Source organism: Parafilimonas terrae (genome assembly GCF_900115755.1).
Taxonomy (GTDB): domain Bacteria; phylum Bacteroidota; class Bacteroidia; order Chitinophagales; family Chitinophagaceae; genus Parafilimonas; species Parafilimonas terrae.
The window spans coordinates 128,445-144,175 of record NZ_FOXQ01000005.1; the positions used below are offsets into that span (position 1 = coordinate 128,445).

A 15,731-nucleotide genomic window follows, 5' to 3' on the forward strand; every position below is an offset into this window, starting at 1 on the left:
CTTAATAGCAAGGCACAAAAAATTATGCTGAAACCGAAAATTGCAAATACATTATAGTCATTCGCTTACCTGTTTCAAAAATAATTTTTCTTATAAAGCTTGTTATTATTTAAAATGATAATATATTTAGTGTCTTCTTCTCCAATCTGTACAATTTTAAATACGGCCTTATGGAAACTAATACCAATGCTCTTACTGTTGATGATTTAATCGTGCACTTCCTGAAACTGGAAGGCGTAAAATACATTTTCGGCGTGCCAGGCGGGGGGCTAATGAATATATTAAACACGCTAAAAAATAATGTGAGTGATCTTACATATTTTATTTGCCGGCATGAAACCGGCGCGGCTTATATGGCCGATGGCTATTACCGCGCAACGGGTAACCTGGGTGTTGTTATGGTAACAACGGGGCCCGGCGCAACCAATGCACTTACCGGGATAATGAATGCACAGGCAGATGGTTCAGCAGTATTATTAATTACCGGCGAAATAGACCAGCGATTTTATGGCATGGGTTATTTGCAGGAAGGCATTGATGCCTCACTGGATATTAAAGCCATTTATACGGCCGCTACGGGTTATAGCTCCATTATTACAAGCGGGTCGGATGCCGCAACTATTTTTAAGCAGGCCTTGCGTGATGCTTTATCAATTCCGGGGCAGGCAGCTCATGTAAGCCTTCCTGTAAATGTATCGCTTGAGCCTGTTTCAATTACATCGCTGCCAACTGCTGTCAGCGCTTACCGAACCAGCCCAAAAGGCACTCCTTTAGAAGATGTAAAAACAGCAATGGCATCCTTTCTTACTGCAAAAAAACCGTTATTACTATTGGGCAATGGCTGCAGGCAGGCGCTTTCAGATAATGCCACTTATAAAAGCCTTATACAATTTGTAGAAACTTACGGCATTCCTGTTATAACCACCGCCGATGGTAAAGGCGTTTTTTCTGAATTGCATGATCTTTCATTACGTGTATATGGCATTGCTGATTGCATGTGGCCATATTATTATTTTACGGATAAGGAAACACCATATGATGGCCTGATGGTGATTGGTTCTTCGCTTGGGGAATTATCTACAAATTCCTGGTCGCAAATCCTTGTTCCGCAGGTTGAAAATGCACCTTTTATACAGGTGGATATTAACCAGAAAATAATTGCCCGTTCTTTTGAGGTAACACAAGGCATTGTGGGTGAAGCAGGCGCTTTTATCAATGACCTGGCCAGCTTAATTCCTCAATTTCCTCCCGATGAAGAAGCCGTAACATTAAGGAAGCAGATAATCTCCAACATAAAAAATACCCATTCGCCTTTTGTAGACCCCAGTTTTGATTATAATTCAAATGCGAGCCCCATAAAACCTGCCGCATTAATGCGCGTGCTGCAATCAGGCTTGCCATCCGACAGTAAAATTTTTATAGACGCCGGTAATTGTGTTGGCTGGTCGGTTCATTTTCTTGCGATAGAACCGCCGGCTTCCATATTCACCGCACTTTCCATGGGCCCAATGGGATTTGCCGTGGGTGCTGTTGTGGGCGCTAAAATAGGCTGCCCAAATATTACCTGTGTAGGAATTGTTGGAGATGCAGCCATGCTGATGTTTGGTGCAGAAGTATCAACCGCAGCGCATTATAAAGCAGGCGCCATCTGGATTGTTCTTAACGATAATAACCTCAGTATGGTGAGCCAGGGCATGGAGCATTTTTATCCCGATAATACAAACCCCGGCGTCTGGACGGAATTATACGAATTAGGCAGTCCTGATATTGCAGGCTTTGCCAAAAGTCTTGGTGCAGAGGCCCATATTATTAATTCTCCGCAGGACCTTGAAAACATTCTGCCAACTGTATTAAGCAGGGCGAACAATGATGGCGTTCCACAGGTGATTGTTGCCAATATTGACAGGACAGCCATTCCGCCTTATTATAATGCCGAATACATCGTAACTGCATCTTCTCAAAATAATTAATCACTTCTCATTTTTAAAACATGACTACCAATTTACCTGATTATGATATTGCCATAGTTGGTGGCGGTACATCAGGAATTTACACTGCATGGCGCATGCTGCTTGAAGCAGACAGTTCACCAAAACTTAAGGGATGGAAAGAAAAACGTGGCCGGTTAAAGATTGGCATTTTTGAAAAAAGCAAACGCATTGGCGGAAGAATTTTATCGGCAAAAGCGCCCGGCCTGCCGGATGTTGTATGCGAGATAGGAGGCATGCGTTTTGTTTCTTCACAACAGCTTGTGCAGGGGCTTGTTCAAAATAAACTTAAACTGCCGGTACATGAACAAACAGTTGATGATCCGCATAATATAATCCTGCTTCGGGGTAAATACCTGCGTGAAAGCCAGCTTTCAGATCCGGATGTATTGCCATACCAGTTCACCGATGAAGAAACACAATGGCTAAAAAGCGGCAATAATAATGCGGGGAGTAACTTTTTAGGTTATGCCATCGAAAAACTATTACCTGATATTTTAAAACATATCGGTCCTGGTTTGCGCGATTATCTCGACGCACAGAAAATTGATGGCATTCCATTATACAAGCATGGCTTCTGGAATGTTATAGCGCCTTATTTAAGTCACGAAGCCTACCGGATAGCCGTAACTACTGTCGGTTACGATTGCCTTGGTTTTAACACCAATGCGGTTGACGCTATTTGTGAATACTTCGATTTTACGCCGGGTGTAAAATATTATTTGCTGAATGAAGGATATGAATCTGTTTTCTGGACACTTCAAAAGCAATTTGTGCAGCATGGAGGAGAAGTAATCATGCAAAAATCTCTTACCAGTTTTAACAGCGCCGCCCTGGCTGATGGTTCCACCGGGGTATCCCTTCATTTTGAAAACGAAACACAACCGGTTTCAGCAAGGGCGGTTGTGCTTGCTATGCCGCGAAGAAGCCTGGAACTGCTGGAACAGAAAGGCCCTGTTTTAGATCCGCAGATTGCCCCGCATTTCCAGTTCCTGCTTAATTCGGTTGCACCCATTCACTTGTACAAAATGTTCATCGCATATAATGAGCCCTGGTGGGAAAAAGAAGGCGTTACTGCCGGACGTTCATTAACGGATATACCGATCAGGCAATGTTATTATTGGGGAACCGAAGGCAAACAGCAAGGCGCGGACCCTAATAATACAAATGCCATTCTTATGGTGTATAATGATGCTTTGAGTTCTGATTTCTGGGGCGGGCTAAGGCATATACCGCTTGGCCCCGGCGATGCAAAACTTGAAGATTCTCCACTGGCTTTTAAGCCCAAAACCAATTTGCTTCATACAGCGGCAGTAAAGCAAAATGAATGGGATAACAGGCTTAATGCTAACTGGAAAAAATGTGTTGCCCCAAAAGCAATGGTAAAGGAAATGCACAGGCAGCTAATGATACTGCATAATGTAACCGATGCACCGGAACCGCTTGAAGCAGCATTTGTAGATTGGGGCGATGACCCGTTTGGCGGCGCCGTACATTTCTGGAACCCCGGCTATCAATCTTCAGAAATATTGCAGAAAATGATACAGCCGGTGGAAGATTTCCCCTGTTACATTTGTGGTGAAGCCTATTCCACCAATCAAACCTGGGTAGAAGGCGCACTTCAAACCGCAGAACTTGTTTTAAGAAAATTCGATATTTCCGAACCTGACTGGATTACAAAATCATGAGCACATTAATTCCCCGCATAACCGGCACAGGATGGTCTGTGCCTTCTGCCATACGAAAAAATGATGACCCTATTTTTGACTGGCTGCGCAAAAATTTGCCTGATCAAAATATGTTTGAAGGCTATGATGAACGTCATGTGCTTCAGCCAAACGAAGGATTGATTGATATTATGTTGCCTGCAGCAATTATGGCACTTGAAAACGCCGGCAAAAAACCCTGTGACATTGATATACTGCTGGGCTTCGGCTCCATCAGCGAATACGTTCAGCCAAACATGCTTGTGCAGGTGCATAAAGAATTAGGCTTATCATCCAATACCTGGGTAATACCAATCGGAAATGATTATTCCAATTATGCTTCCTGTCTTTTATTGGCCGATGCTTTGGTAAGGGCAGGAAGAGCGGCGAATATTCTTATCTGCCTTGGCGGTAACTGGACGAGGAATGTGGATTATCATACACCGCAATCCATAAGTGCAGCAGATGGCGCAGGCGCCGCCGTCGTAAGCTTAAGCGATGATGCTTCCAAATGGTTTGTGGCAGATTATTGCACGGTAACCAACAGCGCTAATTATGGAACCATGTTTACAAAGGCTGCGGAATACACTGTTCCTGATTTAGTTGGCTATCCCAAAATATATTCCAATCATTTTTTCCAGATAACAAAAGAAGGGCTAAAGGATTTTGGCACATTCGGTATGCAGCAGGCCATTACATCCGTGCCTGAGCTTTTAAAGAAAAATAATCTTACCGGTGCTGATATAAGTTTTATGCCACATCAAACATCGCAGGTTTTAGTTGATTACTGGTTAAAGCAAATAGTGCCGCAGCCTGCACAATGTTTAAGCACCATAAAAGAATTTGCCAACGTAACTGTAGCAACACATGCTTTAAACCTTGCCTGGTTTGAAGAAAATAAATCAATAGAAAAAGACAATCTTGTGATGCTGGCATTAGGCCCTGATATGCACGCCAACGCGATGCTGTTAAAAAGAAATGCTTAAATGTTTTATACAGCAAACTCCTGTTGCAGGTATTTTACTTTTGCAGCGGCGCCCCAGTTTCCATAAGCTTTAAGGGCACGCTGCAAGCTTTTTTTATAATCAAGGTTATGTTTCTTTTGCATACGCATTAAATGCTCCCATGCCAATGCGCTGTCTTGTATAAATCCTGCTTTTTCTGCACTGGCTGCAGCATCGGCAAACATTTTTTCAGCTTCATTAAACTTATTATCTGCTGCAGCTTTTATAGCCTGTAATAATAATGCTTTATGCAAAAAATTATCGGGGCAGTGCTTCATCCATGCATTAAATTTTTCAATGCTTTTATCCGCAACATCCATCATGGCAGCAGCACCTTCTTTACTATCCATTGCTATATATAAAATGGCTATTGCATAATATTGCTCCAGTTCCATATAACCCGGCTGGCTGAAAAATGCAGGTAATAATGGCAATGCCTTATTTCCCCATTCAATGGCTGCTGCCCAGTTGCCGGCATGCACATGCAACTTTAGTTTTGAAACATAGTAATAAGCTACCTGGTTAAACAAATCGGTTTCGCAAATGCTTGCAATATCTTTTTCTTCATCATACTTTTCATCAGTAAGCGATGTAAGTGAAGCGGTAAGCCCCTTAAAAGCTTTGGCCACCTGCTCTTCATGCTTAAGATGAAATGCTGCATTTACCACCATTTGGTTATTTCTTCCCGCATTATCAACAGCAGTTTTAATAATCTCATCCAGCGCAATGCCTGCTGTGCTTTTGAGCACAACAGTCAGCGATAAATTAAAGCAGGCATAAGTAATATCGCCTGATTTAAACCCTGCATCGGCGCCCTGCTGTGATTGAGAAATAAGCTCTTTTAATGGCCGCATCCATAAAGCTATAAACCAGCAATGAATAAATGTAACTCTCGCCTGCAATGCAAAACCGCTTTTCTTATCAACTGCTATTGCCAGGTTGCTCCATGCAAAAGCAGTTTCGGTATCGCCTGTAATTACTTTATGGATGATGGAATACATGGAATAAACTTCCGCTGCTGCATCGCCGTTTCCATTTTCAAGCGTAAGCAATAAACAGGTTACAGATATAAGTGCAAATATTTCGGGCTGCTGGCCCTGATGCGCAAAAGGAGCCAGCTCTAAAAGCATCCTGATAATGGTTTCAACCCTTGTATTCCGCAGCTTGCGCAGGTTGGTTAAATCTTCAATCTTACGGTTGGTCATCAGGGCGCTTATAACATTTAGCAGCCTGCCTGTTTTTTGCGAAACTGCATCCTTGTCCCGTTCAAATTCCTGGCCAAGCAAGGCCACGCCTTCCAGGCCTATATCAAGCGCCTGTTTAACAAACCCAAGCCTGAATAAACGTATGGCTTCTTTCTCAAGATAAGTTGCTGCCTTTTCATTTTCATCTGCATTCATCCAGTGGTGCGCAACCTGAACATAAAAAAGATTAAGATTGGCTGAAAAATTTTTTTCATACCATTCAGCGCATTTGCGATGAAGATGCCTGCGCTGTTCGCTCAGCGTCATTTCGTATGCCACTTCCGCTGCAACAGCATTATTAAAACTGTAGCCATCAAGATTGTCGACTACTTCTTTATGCGTAAACCCAGACTCCATTACTTCATTTAAAAAAGAAGGCACTAATTTTTTTTCAGAAGCAATAGGATATATGCTGTTTATAATTTTCTCGCTGAAGCGAAACCCTGCAACACTGCCTGCTTTCATGGATAATTGCGAGCCCGGGTTAAGGCGGTCTATCTTCCTGCGCAACGCTCCTCTTACCGTTTCAGGCAATGATATTTTTTGCGTCGTTATATTTTTATTGATGCGGCAATTATCGTTTTCAATCGTTATTAATTCCTGCGTCCGCAACGAATCAGCAAGCTCAATACAAAAGAAAGGATTGCCTTTTGCGATAGCATGCACGCTATTAAAAACTTCTTCAGATATACCTGCAACGCCCAATCTTTCACAAATAAGTTTTGCTTCTTCTTCTTCAGACAAAGCATTTAACACAATTGTTTTACACCCTTTATTTCTTAATAATTCTGTTTGTGCATTACCTGCCGTTTTTTGAAAAGCGAGCACAACAAAACATTGGCGGAGATAATTATTAATGGATTCAATTAGCTGCCATGAATTTTCTTCAAGCCACTGCGCGTCATCAATAATAATTATCAGAGGGTGCTCCTTCGCTTTTTCGTTCAGCAGTTCAAGCAAAAAATTATGTGTTGCTAAAACTCTCTGGCCGCCTGCCATAACCTGCACTTCATTACTGTCTGGTATATTTAAAGGCAATATTGCATTCAGCAGGCAGGCGCGGTAACCATATTTATTTACAAGGTGATCAGCTGCGTCTTCCTGGTATGCATGTAAACCAAGTATGCTAAAAAAAATTTCACTTAGAGCGCCGTATGGTGTGTTGCGCGAAAGAAACTTGCCCGAAGCGGAAACAATATTTATACCCCGCGCTTGCATCCTGGTTTTAAAATCGTCCAGTAATTTCGACTTACCCATTCCGCTATCTCCTTCCACAATTAAAGTATTGCAGGAGGTGCCATTTAAAGCGTTTTCAAAAGCACCTGATAACGCTTCAAGTTCTTTATTTCGGCTAAAGGAGCTATAAACATTTATACCGGAAGATTTTTTTACATTATCATCGGGTTCATATAATGCGGCTTTTTCACGGTGGCCTTTTAAGCTGTATAAAACAGGCGCCTTAAAGTTGATGGATTTGTTGGTTGAACTGTAGGTTAATTTATCACATAAAATTTTGTTTTTTGCTTTTTCTGCGAGACGTTCACTAAGGTTTACCACATCGCCTATAACGGTATATTGCCTTAAAAGATCATTACCAATTATACCGCAGTAAGCCATGCCTGTGCAAACGCCAATATTGTTTTCCATGTCTTCGTTTAAAAACAACTGGTTTATTTGCAATGAAAGGTTCACACCTCTTTCAGGATTATCATTATGCGCCGAAGGTGGCGGGCCAAAGCAAATAAGCATGTTTGATTCTTTCTCATCCATCCAAACCTGGTTTAATAAAGCATCATATTCATGCACAAGGTTTGTTACCATGGCAACGGTGGTTAACAGTTTGCTGCGGTTTTCAGAAGAGTGCATGCTTTCGTTGGGAAGTTTTACAAAAACAATTGTAACAGGCCTTATTTCCGCTATCCATTTAAGGCGTTCCCTGGTAATTGGGAAGGTGAGCGTTTTAGGAACAAAAGCTTTCAGTTTATTAACGGCATCTGCTGTTAACTGCAATTCCTTTACCTGCGGTATAGAAAAACGTTTTGGAATTTCTTTAAGTATATAAGTGTTGTATTCAAGCGGAACAGTTTGTAAATTTTTATCCAGGCATGCAAGCGCTTTTTCAGAAATAAGTATTTCATCGGGCGCTTTATTATGAGATGATAATGTAAGGTCATCGAATACCTGGCCTGAAAAATTAAAGAGCCAGTTGCCATCCACACCTTCCAGCTCCGTCATTTGCCAGTAGCCTGCAGATATAACTGCATGAAGTGATAACAATTCATTACGCTCATTGCGGGTGCTTTTTTTATTGAGTATTTCCTGTGCGCAGGCAGCCGCAACTGCAACGAATTTTTCTGCCTCCTCTTTATCGCCAAGCCACGCAGACATAAGCCCGTCTCCTGCAAAAAATAATGGCTGCCCGCCAAATTCAGTTATAATTTTAAGTAAGGATGAATAATGGTTTTGCAGTATGTCTGTAATGATCTCCACACCATGCAACTGGTCTTTCATAAGCTTGTTGCAAAGGCTTGAGAAATCGCAGATATCTATCCATAATAACGTTGCATAATTTTCAGTTGCAGGCGTTCCAAAATCCCGCAGCGGGTTTTCCGCAAATTGCTTTCGCAATATATAAGGCACAAAACTCACTGACAGCAAATCAGAACTATTCGATTCTTTGCTCTTCTTCATTGTCGTGCACGATTTAAATTATTCTAATTATTAAGGGCATTTGACTTGAAACAGCCAGTTATACAATCATAAGCACTTTTTTTGATGAATAAATACCCTTGTTAGCTGGCAGGAAATAAAGCCACACAATGTATAAAATTTAAAGCATACCTTATTATCATTTTTTATATTTATCCAATGCAGGAAAATGTTTTATTAACCGTCAATTGCGATACAATAAATTTTATTGCATAATCCGCGTTGCAATCTTCACTTCATCGGCAACAATACTGTCAATCATTTCAAATTCGTCGGTTATGCTTTTTAGATTGCGCAGCGAAATACGAACATCGCTTTGAACATCATATAAACCTTCATCAATTTCCTGCTGCCGCTGCTGCAATAGCTTCTGCACTTTATTAGTTATAGGTGCATTGCGGTTTGAGATAACGGTTTTCACAGGTTCTCCGTTTAAGATGCAAACAGTGCGCTTAAATTTTTCGTTTACATTATTTATCAAAGTGTCAAAATCGTCAGCCTTTATATCTTTTCCAAACCTGGTTATTAATGAAGATAAGGCTGCTATATGCGCCGTTAAAATATAACCGCTGGCAACAAACTGGTGATAAAACGAAAGCTTTGTGTCTCTTCTTTTTTCAGAAAGTATGCGCTGAAAATTATCGCTGAGGTTGGCAAGCGCCACAAAAGCTTCTTTTCGCACCGGCGTATAATTTGTTTTGAGCACTTCGGGCTGCCTTAATAAACCTGCTGCAACATTGAAATATTTTTTATTGGCATCAACAAAATTTTTTATGAGGTCTTTTGTTTGCTCGTGCTCCCATAAAGGAAATATCATAAAAGATGCAATGAATGCAATTACACAACCAATAGCAGTATCAATAAGCCTGTCGGTAACAACTACATTGAAATCAGACTGGTTTAAAAAATGAAAGCTGATGATAACGTAAATGGTAATGCAGGTGCAGCTTATGTAATAGTTAAGTTTTAGCAGGCTGTAAGCTATTACCATGGTGCAAAGCAACAGCAGGAAGGCCAGCGTATTATTGTTAATAAAATAGATGAAGGCGAATGATATGATTACACCGGTTATGGTGCCCAGCAAACGTTGTTTATTGCGTGTGCGTGAAATGCTGTAGGCAGGTTTTAATATGGTGGCGATGGTTAATAAGATCCAGTAACCGTGACCGAGCGGGAAGAATAACGAAACAAAATAACCTATAAGCATGGCGATGGTTACACGCAGTGCATGCCTGAACTGGCTTGATTTAAGCGATATATTTCCAATAAGCAGCGATGGAGATAATTCAGTATGTTTTACTTTAAGCTCTGCGCCCGGATAATCTTTATAATACCTTGTGGCAATGGTTTCGTAGCCCGAGAAATAATGAAGCCTTTTTATTCTTTCGCCCACATCCTGCACCGTAAAACGTATTTGCCGCAGTTTAATAAACAAAGGCAGCGTGTTTTTATTAAGCGCTTTCTTTCTTTGCAAAGCAAAAACATTAGAAAGCTTTTTTAGCTGCGCATTAATATCTGTATGTGCTTTTGATTGTTCATTAAACTGGATGGCATAGCCAATGCTGTTTAGCTCCTGGCTAAAAGCATGCAGCGAAGTTTCTATCTCCTGCAAAACTTCTGTATTATCAAAAGCTTTATGTATATCCTTATAATCCTGGTGCAGCGAAATAAGATGTTCAAACAGGTCTGCACTGTCGAGGAACATCATCATTAGTATTCTTCCTTTGGCAGTGGAATCAATCACCATTTCTCTTGTGTTCAGCAGCATTTCACGCATGCTGTCCTGCTCCTGCTGAATAGTGATTTGTTTCAGGCTTAGTTTATTATACAAATATTCATCATCGCGTTTTACTTTAAACAAGGCTGCAAGCGTTTCCACATATTCGGCAATAGAGCGCAGGCTTTCGCCCAACTGTATTTGTATATAACGATATGGCCGCAGGCGGTGCAGCAATAAACTCATTAAAAAATAACACATACCGCCTGCTGTAAACATCAGCCCGTTAAGCCAGGGGCTGCCAAAGCTCGACCGGCTGTCGATATTAAAAATAAAAACCAGCAAGGCAACCAGGCCCACTGAATTGGCACGTTTGCCATAAATACCGATAAGCGAAAAAAACAATCCAAACAATACTATAAAAATGGTTACAAGCACAGGATTGTGATGAAGTGAAATGGCAATTACAACCACTAAAAAATTAAGGCAGATGCTTGCAAGAATGGTATTACGGCGATGGGCAAACGGCCCGGGGCTGTCGGTTGATCCCACAACCAGTGCGCCAAGGGGAATGGCAGACAGCAGGCCCAGCATATCATATTGATATAAAATAAGGGCGGGAATAATGGCTGCCGCAGTTATGCGGATGCCCGTAAATAAATATTGGCTTGAAAATATTTTTTTGAAAGTAAGCTGGTAATCCATGCAGTTTGCAAACTTAAGAAAGTGCCAAAAACTTAAGTATTAAAGATAGCGCTAACAACTGTTTGAATTGATAAAATGAAGTTGTGTACATTTGCGCCCTCCATGGAAATAGAAATATTAAAATCGAAAATTCACCGCGCCGTTATTACGGAAGCAAATTTACAATATGTAGGCAGCTTAACGCTGGATGAAGACCTGATGGATGCCGCCAATATTATTGAGAATGAAAAAGTGCAGGTGGTGAATGTGAACAACGGTTCCAGGCTGGAAACCTATATTATTAAAGGTAAGCGTGGCAGCGGCACCGTTTGTTTAAACGGCCCGGCGGCAAGACATGGCGCTGTAGGCGATATAATAATTGTAATTGCTTACGCCACCATGGAATTTGAAGAAGCCAAAAAATTCAAACCCTGGCTTGTGTTTCCAAAGGAAGGAAACAGGTTGTAAGTTATTCAACCCGTAAATAAATCGATTTGAAAATTGATTTTATGGAACCAGCTATTATTAATTCAATTATAAGCATAACTTTTCTTATCGGATTATCAATATTGTATAATTATTTGGTTAATCGTAGAAAGGGGGTTTCAAAAAAAAATAAATTGATAATAATTGCTTGCACATTTTTGTTGGCATTCGTTATTCAGTTCTTCATAACAAGATTCATCTCTAACCAGGCAGTTCTATTAATATTTTTCGTTTTAGCACCCTTATTAGCATGTTTGCTATTCTCTAAATTATTCCTGCGAAAAGGTATCTATAACAACATTAGGTTCATTAATTCTGTATTGAATGCTACGGCAATTGTTAAATTTTGATTATTCATTTATAATAATCTAATACCATTGTCAAAACTCCCTATCTCGTAACCTTCTTTTAGCTGAAGCCGTTATTTTTGCGCCCAAAATTGAATAGTACTGGCGCGTAATAATGTTAATATAGCTTTGGTTGGTAACCCTAACAGCGGTAAATCCTCCTTATTTAATGCATTAACCGGCCTTAATCAAAAAGTAGGCAATTTCCCGGGCGTTACTGTTGATAAAAAAACAGGCATATCTAATTTAGATGAAAATGCCTCGGCTACTATTATTGACCTGCCCGGCACCTACAGCCTCTACCCGCGCCGCGACGATGAATGGGTAGCTTACAAGGTGCTGCTGCATGCTGATGAAAAAATTCATCCGGAAATAGTTTTACTCGTTGCCGATGCCAGTAACCTGAAACGTAATTTACTTTTCTGCAGCCAGGTGATCGATTTAAAATACCCCGTGGTAATTGCCCTTACCATGATGGACCTTGCCCGCAAAAAAGGCATTGAAATAGATGTTGCCGGTCTTTCTACCGAATTGGGCGTACCCGTAATTGCGGTAAACCCAAGAAAAAATAAGGGTATAGGCGAGCTGAAAAAAGTGCTGGCGCAAACAGCAAAACTGCATCAGCAGCCAAATAAGAGAGATTTTATAGATAACCTTGCGCTGGCGCCTTCCGCTATTGAAAAAGTGAAGCAGACTTTGCCGGGGATCAGCAATTATGAAGGCATCCATTATCTCATCAACCATGAGAATTTCGGCTTGCCCGATACCGTGAACGAAGTAATTGAGCAGGCGGAAATGGACAATAATTTCAATCCATCCAAAACCCAGGCGGAGGAAATCCTGCAACGCTATACGCGCATTAAGCAGGTAATGCAGCAAAACGTGGTAGAGCCCGATCCGCTGCAGCGCAAGTTATTTACGGAGCATCTTGATAATATTCTTTTAAACCGGATGTGGGGTTATATAATCCTGCTGGTGGTTTTATTCGTTTTGTTTCAGAGCATATTCTGGCTGGCGCAATACCCGATGGACTGGATTGACGGCGGCTTTGCGCAGTTGAATGGCTGGCTTAATAACACATTGCCTGCTGCATGGTGGAGCGACCTGCTTATAAACGGCCTGGTTGCGGGCCTTAACGGCATACTTGTTTTTGTGCCGCAGATAATGATATTATTTGGGTTGATAACAATTTTGGAAGATACCGGCTACATGGCCCGCATAAGTTTTTTGAGCGATAAGCTCATGCGCAAAGTGGGCCTGAACGGGAAAAGCGTAATGCCCATGATCAGTGGCTTTGCCTGCGCCGTGCCGGCCATTATGAGCACAAGGAATATTGAAAATAAAAAGGAGCGGTTGCTCACCATACTGGTTACGCCTTTAATGAGCTGCAGCGCCAGGCTACCGGTTTATACCATTCTTATTGCACTGGTAATTCCAAACACTTATTACTTAGGCTTTTTAAGCCTTCAGGGCCTGGTAATGATGGGGCTTTACCTTTTGGGAACAGTAATGGCATTAGTGGTGAGTTATGTGTTCAAGTTCATCATTAAAATGAAAGAGAAAAGCTATTTCATTTTAGAATTGCCCGTTTACCGTGCACCTCGCTGGAAAAATGTGGGCATTACCATGGTTGAAAAAGCCAAAATATTTGTGAGCGAAGCAGGAAGGGTAATTCTTTTCATAAGCCTGATATTATGGTTTTTGAGCAGTTATGGCCCGCCTTCGCGCATGGATGCGGTGAATGAAAAATATACAGTGCAGTTGCAGCAGCAGCAAAATATAAGCAAAGATTCCGTTGCTGAAATTGAAAAGCAATATGCATCGGCAAAGCTGCAGAATTCTTTTGCAGGCATTTTGGGTAAAACAATAGAACCTGTTATAAAGCCCCTGGGTTACGACTGGAAGATTGGTATTGCATTAATAACATCCTTTGCTGCACGGGAAGTTTTTGTTGGCACCATGGCAACCTTGTATAGTGTTGAAGATAAAGATAACAACACCCGCACGTTGCAGGAAAAAATGGAAAGCGCCGTGCATGAAGATGGCCGTAAGGTTTATACGCTGCCCGCAGCTTTATCGTTAATGGTGTTTTATGTTTTTGCCATGCAGTGCATGAGCACACTGGCGATTGTAAAAAGAGAAACCCGTACCTGGAAATGGCCGATTATTCAGTTTGTATATATGACAGGGCTTGCCTATTTAATGAGCCTTCTTGTTTATAACCTGTTTTAATTTCAGGGGTTTCTGAACAGCGCAATCAATATTAGATCTACTATTAAAACAGCAACGATTATAATGCTAAGCCTGTTTTGCAATAGCTTGGCCTGCCTGCTTTTTTCACTTCTTGAATTATAAATATTATAATGACTGAAGTAAAACCATTTATACAAACTTTTATTAGATGTGCTTGAAGAAAACAGCACTGTTTTAAGTATAATTAAAATAAGCAGTATTGCAGTAACTGCATAAATAATGTACTGATAGATCATAGCCATTGAATTTTTTTGTTGCAATGGCAAGCAGGAAACCGAAGCAATATACAAAAACCTGCCTGCTTTAAGGGCCGTAAGCTTTCACAATATCAATATTCCATTTTTCTTAATGTTGGCGCTTTGAACCAGGTTGCAATAACCACAGCTATCGTCATGCAGCCTCCAAAAATTACAGAAGGCACAACGCCTAATAGTTTAGCCATTAAACCGCTTTCAAACTGGCCAAATTCATTGCTGGAATTAATGAACATGGAGTTTACGCTCATTACGCGGCCACGCATATCATCCGGCGTTTTTAGCTGCATAATGGTACCGCGCACAACAACGCTTATCCCATCAAGCATGCCACTTATGAGCAGGGCAATAAAAGAAAGCACAAATAATTTTGATAAAGCAAAACATACAATGCAAACGCCAAAGCCAAACACGGCAAACAATAATTTATAGCCTTGCTTTTTCCGCATGGGAAATGCAGTAAGCAAAATAACGCTGCAAATAGAACCCATATCTGAAGCGCCGTTCAATATGCCAAAGCCTTCTGAACCAACCTTTAAAATATCGCGTGCAAAAACCGGGACCATAGCAACAGCGCCGCCAAAAAGTACAGCGAATAAATCAAGTGATAATGCCCCTAAAATTACTTTGGTTTTAAAAACAAAATTCAACCCTTCTTTTACACTCTCCCATGTTTTCTTTTCGGCCTTTTTATGCATAGGAGGCTTGGGCTTTATAAAAAAAAGAATAATAAATGCAATGATTATAAATGCTGCAATTACACCAAACGTACCGGTGTTACCCAGCATAGCAATTAAAAAACCACCCACCGCATGGCCGCTAACAGAAGCTGATAGATAAGCGCCCTGGTTCCAGGTAGTGGCATTTTGCAAAACATTTTTAGGGACAACCTGCGCCAGTATTACATTAAACACCGGCCCCGCAAATGAACGCACAATGCCGGTGCCAAAAACAATTGAATAAATTAAAACAGCAATAGTATGGTTTGTAAAAAACCCGCCTGCATGTCTTGTGGAAAGCAATAATAAGATTACTACTGCCAAAAAGTATAATGCTATGCCGCGCAACAGCAATTTTCGTTTTTCACTAAGGTCGATAACATGCCCTGCATACAAAGCCAGCGAAACTGCGGGCACTACTTCAGATAAACCTATTAAACCGATAGCGAAAGGCGCATTGGTTAAATTATAAATCCACCAGCCAAGCAATGTGGTGAGCATCCTTAAAGCCATTACAAAAGCAAACCTTCCCATTACAAGGTTTCGGAATTCGGGAATGCGTACAGCTATAAAAGCATCAGAAGATTCTTGTTTACTGCCGGTTGTTATTAAGCTCATGC

Annotated in this window: 9 protein-coding genes; 5 read left to right on the forward strand and 4 right to left on the reverse strand. The window is 41.1% G+C overall.

Annotated features, from left to right (window positions below):
- Window positions 1-170: 170 nt before the first annotated feature.
- From BM015_RS09975 to BM015_RS09985, 3 genes are read left to right on the forward strand one after another with little or no spacing between them, the layout of a single operon-like run.
- Window positions 171-1,970, forward strand: coding sequence for a thiamine pyrophosphate-binding protein (locus BM015_RS09975; RefSeq protein ID WP_090657875.1), 1,800 nt, complete (start codon window positions 171-173; stop codon window positions 1,968-1,970).
- 20 nt (window positions 1,971-1,990) lie between these two features.
- The gene (locus BM015_RS09980) at window positions 1,991-3,676 is read left to right on the forward strand and encodes a flavin monoamine oxidase family protein (protein WP_090657877.1); all 1,686 of its coding nucleotides are present in this window, start codon (window positions 1,991-1,993) and stop codon (window positions 3,674-3,676) included.
- Complete coding sequence (locus BM015_RS09985; protein ID WP_090657879.1) at window positions 3,673-4,680, forward strand: 3-oxoacyl-[acyl-carrier-protein] synthase III C-terminal domain-containing protein; 1,008 nt, start codon at window positions 3,673-3,675, stop codon at window positions 4,678-4,680. Before BM015_RS09980 ends, BM015_RS09985 begins: the two co-directional genes overlap by 4 nt.
- Window positions 4,681-4,685: 5 nt before the next feature.
- Here BM015_RS09985 and BM015_RS09990 read toward each other — a convergent pair whose 3' ends face one another.
- Both BM015_RS09990 and BM015_RS09995 read right to left on the reverse strand, forming a co-directional pair.
- Complete coding sequence (locus tag BM015_RS09990; RefSeq protein WP_090657881.1) at window positions 4,686-8,633, reverse strand: AAA and adenylate/guanylate cyclase domain-containing protein; 3,948 nt, start codon at window positions 8,631-8,633, stop codon at window positions 4,686-4,688.
- 223 nt (window positions 8,634-8,856) lie between these two features.
- A complete protein-coding gene (locus BM015_RS09995) occupies window positions 8,857-11,073 on the reverse strand; it encodes an FUSC family protein (protein ID WP_090657883.1) in 2,217 nt (738 codons plus the stop codon).
- A 102-nt stretch (window positions 11,074-11,175) separates the two neighbouring features.
- Here BM015_RS09995 and panD point away from each other — a divergent pair, with 102 nt between their 5' ends.
- Entirely contained in the window at window positions 11,176-11,520 is a 345-nt protein-coding gene (gene panD / locus BM015_RS10000; RefSeq protein WP_090657885.1) for an aspartate 1-decarboxylase, read from the forward strand.
- A 494-nt stretch (window positions 11,521-12,014) separates the two neighbouring features.
- Entirely contained in the window at window positions 12,015-14,117 is a 2,103-nt protein-coding gene (gene feoB / locus BM015_RS10005; protein ID WP_245751351.1) for a ferrous iron transport protein B, read from the forward strand.
- A gap of 2 nt (window positions 14,118-14,119) precedes the next feature.
- Here the strand turns inward: feoB and BM015_RS10010 are convergent, their stop codons facing one another.
- Together BM015_RS10010 and BM015_RS10015 are read right to left on the reverse strand one after the other, a co-directional pair.
- Window positions 14,120-14,380: a hypothetical protein gene (locus BM015_RS10010; protein ID WP_143075816.1), complete on the reverse strand. Its 261-nt coding sequence runs from the start codon at window positions 14,378-14,380 to the stop codon at window positions 14,120-14,122.
- An 86-nt stretch (window positions 14,381-14,466) separates the two neighbouring features.
- Window positions 14,467-15,729 (reverse strand): MFS transporter, encoded by a 1,263-nt coding sequence (locus tag BM015_RS10015; protein WP_090657891.1) that lies wholly within the window; start codon window positions 15,727-15,729, stop codon window positions 14,467-14,469.
- Window positions 15,730-15,731 lie beyond the last annotated feature (2 nt).